This window comes from Bacteroides sp. CACC 737, assembly GCF_013874375.1.
Taxonomy (GTDB): domain Bacteria; phylum Bacteroidota; class Bacteroidia; order Bacteroidales; family Bacteroidaceae; genus Bacteroides; species Bacteroides uniformis.
In genome coordinates this window covers 1808597-1824178 of record NZ_CP059408.1, presented here as the reverse complement: position 1 = coordinate 1824178, position 15582 = coordinate 1808597, and the positions used below count along the sequence as shown (strand labels likewise).

Below are 15582 nucleotides of genomic sequence, written 5' to 3'. Positions count from 1 at the left end.
ATGTCAATCAGTTCAATAAAGAAATACATCTCTAACTTTAAGAAATATATACGTACAGGAGGAGTTGTTTACACAAATGTTTCGATAGTAGCACCTTCTTTGCAACTCTCAAATAAAATTGTTTTTGTTTCAGGTGGAACTAGCGGTATCGGACTTGGTATTGCTAAGCTCTTTCTTGCAGAAGGTGCAACTGTAATCATCAGTGGACGAAACAAAAAGAAGCTTGACGAAACAAAGCAAGCACTCAACAATCAGAACCTTTACACCATTTGTTGGGATATTACCGATGAAAAGGTTGCTGATTCAAAGATTCATCAGCTTGTTGTTGAAGTTGGCGGAATTGACATTTTCGTCAACAATGCGGGTATCTATGATTCTGCTTCGTGGGACAAAGTGACACCTGAAATGTATGATAAAGTTGTTGATACTAATCAGCGAGGACTTTACTTTATGTGTCAAGCAGAAGGTCGCTATTTCGTAGAGAACAACAGAAAAGGAAAGATTATTAACATCACATCTATCGCAGGTATTCTTACAGGTTTCAATCCATACAATGTTTCTAAGTGGGGAGCTACTTGTATCACACGTGGGTTGGCAAAAGTGCTTGTCTGTAAAGGTGTGCTTGTTAATGCAATCGCTCCTGGTAATGTAGTAACTAACATCCATAGAGGAGTTCAAGGTAAGTCGGTAGAGGATAATGCCTACACTAGCCAGCATCCAACAGAACGCTACACTTTGGTAGAAGAGGTCGCATCTCTCGCACTCTATCTTGCGAGCGATGCGGCCAACAATATAGTAGGACAGGTAATTGCTATTGATGGAGGATGGACATTGAACTAAAACAATATGATAATAATTATTATAGCTATCGTATTTTGGAGTATTGCAGGACTCTTTCTTTTCAATGCCCTCTACAAGCGAACAAATCATTACAATAACCAGCTTATCGATGTGCGCAAGTATTGGGATATGACTAAATTTCCCAAGGATTTGCAGGTGGTTAACCTCGGAAGTAATCATCCAAAGTTCGGTTTTGACTATAGTGAATCAGGTGTTAAAGGCTTGAATTGTGCTGTTGGTCCACAAACTTTCGAATACGATTTTGCTATCCTACGTAAAATCATTCCGTATTTAGCCCCAGGAGCTTTTGTGATAATTCCGGTATGTCTTTTGAAGTTTTTTTTATATCGCCAAAAAACGAGGAGTATACACGCTAAGTATTATACTTTCCTTCCAAAGGAGGATATTGTAGATTATAATAAGAAAGAAGAGTTTAAACTCATCAAATTCCCACTCTTCTTCAATCCTCGACTCCTCCGCTTTGTGTTTCGCGACATCAAGAAGGATACTCGTCTTGAGCTGACTGAAAATCCAATGAAGGATGCAGTCACTCTTGAAAAAGATGTCGACTTCTGGATTAACTGCTGGAATAGTGAGTTTGACATCACATTGCCAACGCCTATACTTTCACAAGAAAACGAATACGAAATTCAGCAGAACATCAAAATTCTGAAAGAAATGCTCATTTATTGCACTTTACGCCGACTCAACCCCGTAATCGCTATCCTTCCAGTCACGGAACACCTCTCTTCTCGATTCACAGAATACTTCATTCAGACTCACATTTTTCATTATATTAACGAAGCCAATGTAGTAGAAGCACCAATGCTGAACTATTTGAAGGACGAACGTTTTACTTCTCCAGAGTTGTATATCAATAGCTTCTTTATGAATAAGAGAGGAAGGAAGAAGATAACAATGGAAATTATTGGTAAACTAATAAAGGCATAGAAGACTGTTAGTTTTACAGAAACATGCAAGAAAGTAATCTAAGAAGAAGAAAAATAGGAATTAATATATTGTATCGAAAATGAGAATTGGAATTATTACACTCCCTTTACACGTCAACTTCGGAGGCTTTCTTCAGAACTATGCTTTACAGCAAGTGTTGAAGGAGATGGGGTATGAACCAATAACTCTGAATCAAAGAATTATGCCAAAGCCTATTATACTGCAGATAAAGGAGATTATGCAAGCAAATATCCATACGTTTGTTCTTAGTTTCATTGGAAAGAAGAGGAATAGGCAATATTTGTATTATCACAGAACTTCCATACGTACTCTTTTGTGGAAGAACTCGACGTATTTCTATGACACTTATATTAATCATACAGAGCCTATGAATCCTAATTTGGATTACAACGGCATAAGCGAGAGATTGGGACTTGGTGCACTTGTTGTAGGAAGCGATCAAGTGTGGAGACCAAAGTATGTGGAAAATCTCTCAACTATGTTTTTGGGCTTTGAACATAATCCAAAAATCAAAAAGATAGCTTATGCTGCTTCTTTTGGAACTGGTAAGTGGGAGTATTGCGAAGAACAAACAAACGAGTGTGCAAAATTGGCTAAACAATTTGACCTAATTACAGTAAGGGAAAATGTAGGTGAAGTTTTTGTAAATAATTTCCTTGCATCAAATGCTGAGTTTGTTCTTGATCCAACTCTTTTGCTTAATAAAGAAGACTACATTAAGATAGTAGAGAAAGAGAACGAGGTAAAATCTGAGGGTAATCTATTTTGCTATATTCTTGATATGACTGAAGAGAAGAAACAATTCATTGGACATGTCGAGAAACAGTTAGGATTGAAATCCTTCTATGTAAATATAGGGGAAAATACACGTCCATTTACAAAAAGGTTTATCAAGAAACATCTCGAACGATTCCAAAATCCAACAGTCACTAAATGGTTAAGAGGTTTCATGGATGCAGAAATGGTCATAGCTGACTCTTTTCATGCAGTAGCCTTTGCAATTCTTTTCAACAAGCCATTTTGGGTAGTAGGAAATTCTGGAAGAGGAATGGCAAGATTTGAGTCTATTCTTTCTCTTTTTAATCTCAAAAATAGATTGGTAGATGCAGAAAGCCTTATACAAAAGAATGTTACAGAGCCTATTGATTGGAATTCTGTAAACCAGATTAGAGAAGAGTGGAAAAACAAGTCTTTGAAACTACTCCAAGATATACTGGCTAAGTGAGTATGAAGATATCAATAATAACGGCTGTCTATAAAGCAGAGTCTTTCCTACGAAGATGTGTAGATAGCATCATTGCTCAAACATATCTGGATTGGGAGCTAATCCTTGTGGACGATGGTTCTCCTGACAAGAGTGGAAATATTTGCGATGAATATGCAGCTAAAGATTCTCGTATAAAAGTCATTCATAAAGTGAACGGAGGGGTAAGTTCAGCACGACAAATGGGACTTGAATTTTGTACTGGAGATTATATTGTTCATGCAGATTCTGATGATTGGCTCTCGCCCATAATGCTCGAACTATTATCTAGTCATGCGAAGGAAACTGATGCGGATGTTATCCTATTTGATTTTTATCGTGTCACCAATGGTAAAGAACTACTCATCAAACAACAACCAGCAGCCCTTGAGAATATCCAAGTCCTTAAGGATATTATAGGAGGACGCCTTTATGCTAGTTGTTGGAGCAAACTGGTTAAGCGAAGTATAGTTCTTAAGTATGGTGCATCATTTCCTCAAGGTATTAACTTAGGCGAAGACAAATGCTTCCTTGCTTCCTTGATGAAAAATTCAGTTTCAGTTTCATATCTTGGGGAGGCTCTTTACTATTATGATGCAACAATCAACGAAGAAAGTCTTGTGCGGAGGATTACCAAAGAATCAATGGAAAGCGGCTTTGCTATGGTATCGTATCTTGAGGGACTTTTGGATAGTGATTTTGAAAGGCCAATATCCGAAATCAAGATTAATCTAAAAATTAGAGCTATTAAATCCGGGTTATTCTCTGGAATGCAAATTTGGAATTTATATAGGGAGGCATATCCTTTGGTTTTGATGGATATAGTTAAAAATAAATCTCTTACAAAGAAAAATATTCAAATAATTTTGTCAATGGTTGGACTATATTGGATTGCAAAATTTATTTAATCACATGAATACTGTAAAAATAATACTCAATTCGCTAAGAATAATAAAAAATTTCCCGAAAATGCTTAAGCATGATATTTTCTGGACTTATTTCCAATTACGAAGAAGTCGCTTGATTAAGACCAAAGAATCTGAGCTCGCAGTACTTCTCGTAGACTCTCATGTATTAGAAAAAGGTTTAACAATGCCTAATAGGAGACTTGGATTTGGACAACAACGAGTAAGAAACTTAGTAAAATATATAAATGAGTATATTTCTAACTATGACGCAAGTCCTATTCAAGTACAAGCAGCTTTAAATGATCTTGCAGAGTATCTGGCAGTTCATAAAAAAGCATCTTTCGCATTGCCTGAAGATATTGTAAAAGGTATTGAGAACTTGATGCGATATAGGTTAGATGAGCAAGAAAACTTCAGTATACCTTGTACGGCAGAAAGTTATTTTGTGGAAGATGTTGATTTCGAAAAATTTTCTTTTAGTCGCAGGAGCCTTAGGCATTATTCTAATGACAAGGTTGACATCGATAGGGTAATCGATGCTATTCGTATAGCACAAAACGCTCCATCAGCATGTAACCGACAGGCAACAAGAGTAAAAATTATTCAGTCAAAAGAGGCTAAAGAATATGTATTGAGCATTCAGAATGGAACCCGAGGATTTGGACATCTTGCAGATAAAATACTTTTGGTATCTACAGACATGTCTAATTGGGCCCCTGTTGATAGAAATTCAGCATTTCTTGATGCGGGTATCTTTACGATGAATCTATTGTATGCTTTACATTATAAGCATATTGCTGCTTGTCCCTTAAATGCCGATATGGGTTCAAAGTTGGTTAAAGAAATCCATAAACGTCTGAATATTCCGATGTCAGAAATTCCAGTATGTTTTATCACTATAGGTAATGCTTCTAAAGAGTTTCTAGTAGCAAAGTCACAAAGGATAGATATTGAAAATGTATACTCAATTGTATAATTTTATAAATTATGAAAATAGGAATACTAACATTCCACCGTGCTTGTAACTATGGAGGTGCATTGCAATGCTTCGCATTAGCGAAAAAACTTAATACTATGGGGTATAATGTGGAGGTTGTAGACTATAGATCTAAGGCTATAGAGCAATCATATCAGTTGATAAACATGAGAGGTTTAAAAAGTTTTTTAGCGTCCATCTTGTGTTTACGTAAATCAATGAAAAAAAGGAAGAATTTCCGCTCTTTTAGTAAATCTTTCGTGCCTACAAGCAATATTATTTACTATTCTGCTTCTGAAATATCTAATCAATACGACATTTATTTTATTGGCAGCGATCAAGTATGGAGTAAACGTATAAACAGAGGTTTCGATTCTGTGTTTTGGGGTCAGTTTAAAGGCAAAAAGGCAACTTATGCAGCTAGTATGGGAACGGATCATAGTTACTCTAATGCAGAATATGCAGAGTTGAAAGGCTATCTCAAAAACTTTGATTTTCTATCAACACGTGAAGATTCCTTGCGCAATGAAATGGCTCCTTTGACAGACAAACAAATTCAAACGGTTGTCGATCCCACTTTGCTTATTAGCCGTAAAGACTATGAAAATATAGCTATCAAGCCTCAAGAGGAAAATTATGTACTTTATTATCAAATGGAATATCATCCTCAGTCTAAAGATTTTGTTGCTAATATTGCAAAGCAACTCGATTGTAAAGTAATTACATTGATGGGGCCTAACGAGCAATATGAAGGTGTAGAGCATATTCATAAGACGATACCCGAAGTAAATGTACAAGAATTAGTTGGCTACATACTGAATGCTAGATGTGTGGTAGCATCATCTTTCCACGGAACAGCTCTTCCCATAGCAATGCGGAAGGATTTTTATTTCCTTGCCAACTATGAGGTTGACAGATCTGAGAATCTCCTGCGTCGTATTGGTGCATTGGATAGAATGAAAGAATCTAGAGAAACTGTTAAATTCTCGCCAGTAGATTATTCTGTTATAGAACCATGTTTGAATATTTTTATTAGTGAGTCTGTAGAGTATATCCGGAATTGTATAAATTCAGAAACTAAATGTGAAAACTAATCGTCACTCAAATTGAATAGAACTATGTCATTAAAAAGAGTATTCAGCTTCTGTGGTGCATGTATTGCATTCTACATCGGAGCAGGATTTGCCACCATGCAAGAGGTGATGCAATATGAAGCATCGTACGGTAGTCAGTTTGGGGTTGTGATAGCTGTGGCAGCGCTGGTTTATGTATATACTAACATTTCGTTCGTCAACAACGGACATCGCTTTCAGCTGAAGAACGGCGGTGACATCTACGAGGTCTATTGTGGTAAGTGGATTGGCAGGTTCTTCAACAATTTCTCGGTTATGTTCTGTTATATGAGCTTTGTGGTGATGTGTGGTGGAGCCAACTCGACTGCCATGGAGCAATGGGGATTGCCCAACAGTATGGGAGCCGTATTGTTGACGGTTTTGGTGGTGCTGACTGCTATTACGAAATTGCACGGTATCGTGAGAATTCTGAGTATCCTCGGACCGCTTATCATTGTGCTAATCATCGGGGTAGCACTCTATACCGCCATTATTGGTTGGAGTAACCTCGGGGCAGGATTTGAAGCGGTGGATTCGGGCAAGTACACCATTAAGCAGGTAGGCGACGGCAATCCGTTTGTTTCGGGAGCCAGCTATGGTGGCTTTGTGATTCTATGGTTTGCGGCTTTCCTAAGTGGTATTGGTGCGCGTCACAATAAAAGGGAGGTGAATATGGGTATGTTGATGTCTGCTGTAGCTATTTTCAGTGTGTCTGCTGTGTGCTGCATTGCTTTGATTGCCAACATTGACTTAGCTTGGAATGCTAGTGTGCCTGCTTTAGCTTTGGCTTACACCATTCATCCATGGCTTGCAGAGGTGTTTGCTATCACCATCTTCATTGGTATCTATACCTCAGCTTGCCCGTTGCTCTGGATAGGCATTCGCAAGTTTTCAGACGAGGGCACAAGCAAATACAAGTGGCTGACTGTGGTAGGAGGTGCATTGGGATGCGTGATAGCGTGTTATGTGCCTTACCGTCCGCTACTGAATGTAATTTACGGTCTGAACGGATATCTCGGTTTTATTCTCGTAGCGTTTATGATTGTGAATGATATCAAAGTTAAAATAAACAAGAAATAAGAGAATGGAAAATATTGATGTTAAATTAAGAAAACACAAATTTATAGTATTTTCACAAGATCATTACAATCCACTTAATGTTATCAGAAGTTTAGGTGAAAAAGGGTTGAATCCGATTTCAATCCTTTATACTCCTAAACCTATTCTTATAAATCATTGTCGTTATGTATCGAAGCTCCATCGTGTAAGTTCGTTGGAGGAAGGGTATAAGTTATTGTTGTCCGAATACGGAAATGAGGAATATAAGCCTTTCATATATTGTAGTGATGATACAACAGAAAGTTTTCTTGATCAGTACTATGATGAGTTAAAGGATAAGTTCTTTTTCTATAATGCAGGTGAACAAGGACGTGTTACTTGGCTTCAGAATAAGGATAATATCACTACATTGGCAGGAGAAGTTGGTTTTGAAACTCCTAAGAAGGAAGTTGTTGATACTGGAGTTTTACCCACAATTTTGAAATATCCCGTAATTACCAAGGTGCTTGCTTCAACCATGGGAGCTTGGAAGGGTGATGTTTATATTTGCCAGAATGAAAATGAACTGAAAGAGGCTTACGAAAAAATCAAATCTCCAAAATTAATTCTTCAGGAGTATGTTCATAAGAAAGGTGAGTTCTGTATAGAAGGTTTTGCTATTAACGATGGTATGAATATTTTTATTCCATATATGGCAGACTACATTCGCTATTATAATAATAGTTATGGCCATTATATGAATATGATTCCATTTCCAGAAGGCGAATTTAAAAATAAAATTCTTGAATTATTTAAGAAAACAAAATACAATGGAATATTTGAGATTGAATTCATGAAGGGGCCGAATGATGAGAAATACTTTCTTGAAATAAATCTACGTGCTTCTACGTGGAACTATGCAATCACTGTATGTGGGGGGAATATGCCTTACTTTTGGGCAAAATCTACACTTCTTGGACGAATACCTTATGAAGAGATGAAACTTCGAACAGATACTTTTAAGGCTATGGTTGAACCAGACGATTTCTTTAATAATGTATTACATAACAAAAAAGTTTCATTGGTTACTTGGATTAAGCAACTCAGGAACACTGAATGTTGTTACTATTATAATAAATATGATAAAATGCCTATTGTCTCATATATTATTAAAATATTGCAATGCGGTATAAGTAGAAGAATTAGGTTGTTGTTTGGATTTAAAGAATGAAAAAAATATTGATTCGATTTGATGATATTTGTCCGACAATGGATTGGGAGCAATGGAAAAGAGCTGAAGACTTGCTCCTTCAATATAATGTAAAACCATTGATTGGGGTCATACCAGATTGTCAAGATCCAGATTTGATGATAAATAAACCTAGAGTGGATTTTTGGCAATGGCTAAGAATGAAACAGATGGAGGGGTATACCATAGCTATGCATGGATATCATCATACATTCTGTTCAAAAGCACATGGAATTTTAAATAAGCGCATAAATTCCGAATTCGCAGGGTTGCCGTATAATATTCAGTATGAAATAATCCGAGATGGAAAAGCTATTCTTGAGTCGCATAATATCTACACGAATATTTTTTTTGCTCCTGCTCATAGCTACGATAAAAATACAGTAAGAGCATTATCTGCAAATGGCTTCAAATATGTAAGCGACGGTAAAAGTCCAATGCCATATAATTGGCATGGAGTAACTTTTTTTCCTGTTATTAATCAAGGTGCGGCTCGAATTGGGGGAAAAAAATATTATACATCAATTTTTCATGCTCATGAATGGGCGCGTGATGATAAATGTAAAGATTACTACGATTTGAAAAATACATTGGAAAACTATGCTCTGTATATATCACCCTTTGATAACTATAGCAAACAACTTGTTTTTTTCTCTAGCTTTATGCGCCTTTATGAACGAGGATATGTTTTTTGGCAATATAATGTTAGGCCTATTGTTGTCAGAATTGTCAAATTGGCATTAAGTAGTCTCAGATAATGACTAAAGAAAGTATTTTGCGGTATGCATATCTTTCATTCCTGTTTTTTATGTTATGGGGGTGGGTTTTTCGGGTTACGATTCTGTTTAACCAGATGATGCTTTATCTTATTTGTTTGGTTCCGCTTCTACTATTTGTATTTGCATGCTCAAGGGTGGGGAAAAAAGTAACATTATGGCGAGTCGGCTCATTTATTCCATTTATTATATATAGTATTCTGTGCTATCTTGTACAATTTGATACATATAAGGTTGCGCAATGGCTCATCTGTCTGTTTATTTTGCTTTCGGCAAAGGAAATTACCGATAATTCTATTTCGAATAAATTTATCATAGGATCAGGATTGTTTTGTTTTGTTGGAATATTGGTACAAATGCTGTTGCCAAATTTGTATTATGGATTCGCCTTGTTTTTTTTTTCAAATTCAGATCAAATAGAGTCTTGGTTTTCAAATGAAATTGGATATGCTGGATTTACATATCAGTTAGGAGTAACTGCGGTAATTTTGATACTATCATTCTTTTTTATTATCTCAAATCATAAAAAATGCAATCTTGGGAAGATTCTGTTGTTGGTTATAATTTTCGTAGCTCTTTTTTTAACTGGAAAGCGTAGTTTTGCTGCAATGGCTGTAACAATACCTTTAATGATTTCATCGTTTAAGAAAGGTAATATTATTAAACTATCATTCTTCCTCTTATTTTTGGGGATTATTGGTTATTGTCTTTTCTCCTTTTTTGTACAAAATATCGATATTTTTATAGATGTTCCGGTTGTTAATCGTTTTGCAAAGTCATATATTGGTAGTCAAATGGGCGAAGACATCTCGACTGGACGATTTGATTTGTATGAAATTGCATACAAGGCATTTTCTCAATCTCCAATATTTGGTATAGGTGCTGGTCTGTTTAAGGAAGTTACACATGCTTATACCGATGTTCATAATGCATATCTACAGGTTTTGTGTGAACAGGGAATTATAGGTTTGATATTGTTTATTTTTCCTCTGCTAAATATACTTATAGATTCAATACAACAATTGCGTATAGCATCTATAAGAGTGATGCCATATATTGAATGTTCCGTATATCTCCAGATTTTTTATATTTTGTATTCATTTACAGGTAATACTCTTGTAGATGTTGGGTGTTTTGGTTTTTATAGTATCAGCCTTGCGTTATATATAAAGTCTAAAACAATTATTAGATATGAAAATAATTCTAAGCGTTAATTGTCTGTCAAAAGGTGGAGCAGAAAGAGTTGCGTCATTGTGGGCTAATGGATTTGCAAAGTTTCATCATGATGTTTATGTTGCCCTATTTGATAATCAAAGGCCAATTTCTTATTCGATTAGTTTGAATGTAAAAATTAACTATATAGTTCCTACACGTTCAAATAAAATTGCAAGGTATATTTCTCGTTTGTTAATGTATCGACAATATATAAAAAAAGTAAATCCTGATGTTATTTTGGCAGTTCAAGAGCCATATGGGTGGTGGTCAAAATTGGCGGTATTCGGGCTAGGCAAGAAAATCATTTATACAGATCATAATGCCTATGAATGGCCAAAAGGGAATAGTGAAGTTAATAGATTTAGGCATTTTGAAAAATATCACCTTAATAGGATATTCGATGCTATTACTGTGTTAACGGATGTTGATAGAAAATTATTATTACCTAAGAAAAAAGAAACATACACTATGCCAAATCCTGTTTCGTTTGAAGTATGTGATTCAGTCCCAGCAAAGAGTAAAGTTATTCTTGCTGCTGGACGTTTGGATGTCTGGCAGACCAAAGGCTTTGATCTCTTAATTAGGGCATGGGGTAAATTGTGTGCAAAATTCCCTGATTGGGAATTACAGATATTGGGGGACGGGTCTGATTGCTCTAAAGAATTTCTAACAAAATTAGCTATAAATCTTGATTGTGGTTCTCAAATAAAATTCCTTGGATTCAAAAATAACATAATCGATTATTATAGAAGTTCAGAAATTTTTGTTCTAAGCAGCCGTTTTGAGGGATTCGGAATGGTATTAACAGAGGCTATGTCTCAAGGATGTGCTTGTATAGCATGTGATTGGAAAGGAAGGCAAAAGGAAATTATTCGTTCTCGTGAGGAAGGGTTAGTATGTCCATCAGGTGATGTGAAAGAATTAACACGCGCACTTGGATTTCTATTAGTGGATGACGAATATAGAGCTTGCATTCAACGGAATGCTCTAATAAGAGCAAGAGAATTTGAAATTGACAAAATTATAGAGAGATGGGAACTTTTATTCAAGGACCTTAATCTCTATAATTAATAGTTATATAGGTTAATAAAGTTGATATGAAGATCTGTATAACTTCCGATGGTTATCCATCGGAAGGATTACCATATTCATCATTTATTCAGGTGCTTGCTCGCGAATTGACAAGGCAAGGATGCGAGGTGACAGTAATAGCTCCTCAGTCATTGACGAATCACTTTATTCGAGGAGGGAAAATGGCTCCAAAAAAATTCTGCGATGAGTTTTACGTAAATGGGATCCTTAAAAAAATCACAATTTATAGACCGTATTCTATCACTTGTGGAGAGGGAGTGTTGGGGAAATTAACGTTCCAAATAAATAGGCTTGCTACTGAGTTTGCTGTATTTAAAAATAGACTAAAACCTGATATCTACTATTCACATTTTTGGGCAAATGGGTTTAATATTGAACGAACAGCCAGAAAGACAAATATTCCCTTGTTTGTCGCTTCGGGTGAGGACAAAATCAATATTTGCAGATTTTTGTCGAAAAAGGAAGTACAAATATTAAATCAAGGTGTTGCAGGAGTAATCTGTGTGTCTACAAAAAATATGGATGAAAGTGTAGGTTTGGGATTAACAGAATATCCACAATGCATAGTATTGCCCAATGCTTTTGATCCGGAAGAATTTTACCATATTGACAGAAATAAAGCCCGAAAAAAAATGGGGTTCCCGACAGATGTGTTTATTATTGCCTTTTGTGGTCGATTTAATAACCGGAAAGGTGCTCTTCGCGTTTCTGATGCAATCAAGAAGATAAATAATCCCAACATCAAGAGTATATTTGTTGGAACTGTGGCAGATAACGAAACCGAAAAACCTGATTGTGAAGGTATTCTTTTTATGGATGGATTACCTCATCACGAAATCGTATATTATTTGAATTGTGCAGATGTTTTTGTGCTCCCTTCTTTAGCTGAGGGATGTCCTAATTCCGTGATAGAGGCCATGGCCTGTGGGCTGCCGATAATATCATCAAACTTACCGTTCAATTTTGATATATTGAGTAAAGAGGTTGCAATCTTAATAAATCCGAGGGATGTAGATGAAATAGCAAATGCTATCAAAAAAATTTATGAAGACAAAACGCTTCGACATAAACTCTCAAAAGGCTCATTGTTGAAATCTCAATCATTAACAATTCAAAATAGGGTGGCAAATATTCTTAAGTTCATTAACAACTATGGAAAGAAAAAACTATTATGATATAGCTAAATTCATCGCTATTTTGTCTGTAATAATATATCATGTTGAAAATTACTTGATAGATAATCAGATTATTTATTCATTTATAAACACCTATTTTCTATCTCTGTTTTTCATAATTTCCGGACTGTTGCTAAAGTCAGAAAAAAGTCTTCAAAAAGGCTGGTTAAAGAGGCTGGCAGTCAGGTTGATGTTACCTTTCTTCACTTGCTTTATCGCATATAATTTATTCATAGGAGCACTTTATAGAGAGCACTTCTTTAATGCAAATGATTTTGCTGACACCAAATCGGGATATTGGTTTTTATTGACGTTATTTGAATTTTTATGTGTTTATAGATGTTTGATTGGTTTGATTTCAAGAACCAGCAATTTGTTAATAAAGATTTTGATACTATTTTCTCCATTCGTAGTAGTCAACTTATTGTGCGTATTTTTGCCTGCTGACATTTCTTGTTGGTTGTCTTTAATGAGTTTCCGAAGATACTATTTGTTTTTTGCAGCAGGGTATGCACTATCAAATATTTTTAAAGGTGATAATATTGAAAATAATAAAGTATGGATAGTATCTTCTATTTTGTATATACTAGGAACATTGTATTATGTTCAATATGTAAAATCAGTTGATGGTATCATAGACTTAGTTATTTGGATATTAACAAATTTTGTTGGTTGTCACTTTTGGTTGTGTTTATGCAGACGATTTGAAAAAAACTTCTCTAATCCAATTGTTCTGAATATTGGCAGAAACACTATGGGAATATATACTCTACACTATTTTCCATTACGATGTTTGCAGTATTTACACGATAATGGTTTTATCAATGGAGTAAACTTGGCATCTACATGTTACTTTTGCTTATCGGTACTGGTGATTATTTCATTAGCCTACTGTATGACTATTCTAGCAGGTTGTAACAAGTATTCATCGATTGTATTTCTCGGAAAAGTCTAAAATAGCATCAAGGTGAGAATAGGAATAAATCTTATCGCATTACCTACAGAAAAAGGAAGTGGAGCATTTAGATATATCCAAATGTTATTGCAAGCTATGGGTGAATATGAAATTCGAAATTGCGAATTCATAATCTATAAACAAACTCAGATATCAGAACGATATATTGGCATTCCAAATTCACTTAACGTTAAGTATGTAAGTGTGCCAAATTTGGGAATGGGCATAAAAAGGGTGATTTTTGAACAGACGCTATTTTATAAATATCTGGAGCCTTGCGATGTACTTTATAGCTATTGTACCTCTATGCCATTGTTTGCAAAATGTAAAAAAATATTCACCCTTCATGATGTTTATTATATCACTACGAGACAAAGATATGGTTTGCTTCAAAGGGCATATCTTACATTTATGACAAAAGTATATTGTTGGTTATGTGATAAAGTACTAACGGTTTCAAAATTCAGTTATGAAGAAATTGTTAAATACATAGGTGTTTCAGAGAGCAAACTTTCGTTAACATATAACTTCGTCCTTCCTAAAAGCAACTATATTCCAATGCGACCAGACGATCTGAATGATGTTCATGGTAAGTCTGTTGATATCGATAAACCATTCTTCTTCTATGTTGGAAACCTACAGCCAGGGAAAAACATAAAAGGAATGATTGACGGTTTTTTAGAGTTTGTGCAGGGGAGAAGTGATGTGCAATTAATCATTGCAGGAAAACCAACAACATACGGTGATGAAATGGTGAAGTATGTGGATGGAAAAGATTGTATCCATTATATTGGATACCAATCACGAAATAATGTTGATTGGTTGTTGGCTCATTGTAAAGCTGTGGTATTGCTTTCGTTTTGTGAAGGTTTTGGAATTCCCCCCATTGAAGGTTTTAGCTATGGTAGACCTGCTTTGACCTCAAATACGACAAGTCTCCCAGAAGTAGTTGGAGGAGCTGGCTTTATGGTCAATCCATTTGATGTACAAGATATTTCAAACGGTTTTAGACATATCGAAGCTTATTGCGAAGAATTTATTAAAAATATCCCCGAACAACTGGCCAAATTTAGCTCTCGTGTATCTGTAGAAACTTTTATGAATGAGTTAGGAATTGTGGATTATAAGCTGAAAAAAAAATCAACTCTTCAATAATGGAAAAAATAGCGGTAATATTACCAGTATACAAGAACGACAAAGTGCCTCATGTGCGCTTGTCTCTTAATAGTATCTTAAAGCAGACTTACAAGGGGGATTTCACGCTTATCATTGGAGTAGATGGGCCTGTGGGAGAAGAACTGGTTTCTTGTTTAAAAGACTATGAAACCAAGGACAATGTATCCGTACAGTGGTTCCCCAAGAACAGAGGCTTGGCTATTGTGCTGAACGACCTACTTGACATCTGCTTCAAGGAAGGCTATAAATATATCGCTCGTATGGATGCGGATGACATTTCAATGCCTGAGCGTTTAGAGAAACAGATGGCATACCTATTGGCTCATCCTGAGATAGATGTAGTGGGAGGGGCTATTGAGGAGATTGACGAGAATAGCGAGAGCCGTGGTAAGATGATTGTCTATCCTGAAGGTCCGAAGGAGTGCTATGAGTTCTTTGCTCGTAGAAATCCTCATGCGCATCCGGCGGTTCTGTTCCGCAAGAGCTTCTTCGATAAGGCTGGATGCAAGTATCGTCCAGAGTATCGCCAAAATCAAGACACGATGCTTTGGGTGGATGGTATGAGCAAGGGAACGAAGCATGCTAACATTCCAGATGTTGTTCTTCGCTTCCGCTTTACCAATGCTCTCTTCAAGAAGAGACGCAATGGTTGGGCTTTTGCCAAGAAGCAACTCAAAGATCGCAAGAAGATCAACAAGACTCTGGGTTATGGCTTTGGAGCAACAGTCTTCGGTTATATGATGTTCATCGTGCTGGTAAGTCCTGCATGGGTGAAAAAGATTGCATATAAAGTGTTCAGATGACAAGTCTTGAAAATTTAGCGAAATAGTATGTAAAAGAATATTGAAATAGCTG

Annotated in this window: 15 protein-coding genes; all 15 read left to right on the top strand. The window is 35.9% G+C overall.

Annotated elements, in window-relative coordinates; genetic code table 11:
* The 15 genes from H1A11_RS07860 to H1A11_RS07790 all read left to right on the top strand — a co-directional run bounded on the left by H1A11_RS07860 (position 1) and on the right by H1A11_RS07790 (position 15530).
* Positions 1 to 840: an SDR family NAD(P)-dependent oxidoreductase gene (locus H1A11_RS07860; RefSeq protein WP_117749573.1), complete on the top strand. Its 840-nt coding sequence runs from the start codon at positions 1 to 3 to the stop codon at positions 838 to 840.
* A 6-nt stretch (positions 841 to 846) separates the two neighbouring features.
* A complete protein-coding gene (locus tag H1A11_RS07855; RefSeq protein ID WP_181757991.1) occupies positions 847 to 1791 on the top strand; it encodes a hypothetical protein in 945 nt (314 codons plus the stop codon).
* A gap of 79 nt (positions 1792 to 1870) precedes the next feature.
* The gene (locus H1A11_RS07850) at positions 1871 to 3037 is read left to right on the top strand and encodes a polysaccharide pyruvyl transferase family protein (RefSeq protein ID WP_181757990.1); all 1167 of its coding nucleotides are present in this window, start codon (positions 1871 to 1873) and stop codon (positions 3035 to 3037) included.
* 2 nt (positions 3038 to 3039) lie between these two features.
* Positions 3040 to 3963, top strand: coding sequence for a glycosyltransferase family 2 protein (locus H1A11_RS07845; RefSeq protein WP_181757989.1), 924 nt, complete (start codon positions 3040 to 3042; stop codon positions 3961 to 3963).
* Between the two features lie 4 nt (positions 3964 to 3967).
* Positions 3968 to 4939 carry a nitroreductase family protein gene (locus tag H1A11_RS07840; protein ID WP_181757988.1) on the top strand — a complete coding sequence of 324 codons (972 nt, stop codon included), beginning with the start codon at positions 3968 to 3970 and terminating at the stop codon, positions 4937 to 4939.
* An 11-nt stretch (positions 4940 to 4950) separates the two neighbouring features.
* Positions 4951 to 6033 (top strand): polysaccharide pyruvyl transferase family protein, encoded by a 1083-nt coding sequence (locus H1A11_RS07835; RefSeq protein ID WP_117878613.1) that lies wholly within the window; start codon positions 4951 to 4953, stop codon positions 6031 to 6033.
* Between the two features lie 24 nt (positions 6034 to 6057).
* Positions 6058 to 7131 (top strand): hypothetical protein, encoded by a 1074-nt coding sequence (locus tag H1A11_RS07830; protein ID WP_181757987.1) that lies wholly within the window; start codon positions 6058 to 6060, stop codon positions 7129 to 7131.
* A 4-nt stretch (positions 7132 to 7135) separates the two neighbouring features.
* Positions 7136 to 8320 (top strand): hypothetical protein, encoded by a 1185-nt coding sequence (locus H1A11_RS07825; RefSeq protein ID WP_117878610.1) that lies wholly within the window; start codon positions 7136 to 7138, stop codon positions 8318 to 8320.
* A complete protein-coding gene (locus tag H1A11_RS07820; protein WP_117878608.1) occupies positions 8317 to 9096 on the top strand; it encodes a DUF2334 domain-containing protein in 780 nt (259 codons plus the stop codon). Before H1A11_RS07825 ends, H1A11_RS07820 begins: the two co-directional genes overlap by 4 nt.
* Before the next feature lie 95 nt (positions 9097 to 9191).
* The gene (locus H1A11_RS07815) at positions 9192 to 10328 is read left to right on the top strand and encodes an O-antigen ligase (RefSeq protein WP_181757986.1); all 1137 of its coding nucleotides are present in this window, start codon (positions 9192 to 9194) and stop codon (positions 10326 to 10328) included.
* The gene (locus tag H1A11_RS07810; RefSeq protein WP_117749580.1) at positions 10306 to 11400 is read left to right on the top strand and encodes a glycosyltransferase family 4 protein; all 1095 of its coding nucleotides are present in this window, start codon (positions 10306 to 10308) and stop codon (positions 11398 to 11400) included. Before H1A11_RS07815 ends, H1A11_RS07810 begins: the two co-directional genes overlap by 23 nt.
* A gap of 26 nt (positions 11401 to 11426) precedes the next feature.
* The gene (locus H1A11_RS07805) at positions 11427 to 12596 is read left to right on the top strand and encodes a glycosyltransferase family 4 protein (RefSeq protein WP_117878604.1); all 1170 of its coding nucleotides are present in this window, start codon (positions 11427 to 11429) and stop codon (positions 12594 to 12596) included.
* The gene (locus H1A11_RS07800) at positions 12574 to 13551 is read left to right on the top strand and encodes an acyltransferase (RefSeq protein WP_181757985.1); all 978 of its coding nucleotides are present in this window, start codon (positions 12574 to 12576) and stop codon (positions 13549 to 13551) included. The genes H1A11_RS07805 and H1A11_RS07800 overlap by 23 nt, the downstream gene beginning before the upstream one ends.
* Positions 13552 to 13563: 12 nt before the next feature.
* Positions 13564 to 14706 (top strand): glycosyltransferase family 1 protein, encoded by a 1143-nt coding sequence (locus H1A11_RS07795; protein WP_117749583.1) that lies wholly within the window; start codon positions 13564 to 13566, stop codon positions 14704 to 14706.
* Positions 14706 to 15530 carry a glycosyltransferase gene (locus H1A11_RS07790; protein ID WP_181757984.1) on the top strand — a complete coding sequence of 275 codons (825 nt, stop codon included), beginning with the start codon at positions 14706 to 14708 and terminating at the stop codon, positions 15528 to 15530. The genes H1A11_RS07795 and H1A11_RS07790 overlap by 1 nt, the downstream gene beginning before the upstream one ends.
* Positions 15531 to 15582: the final 52 nt, after the last annotated feature.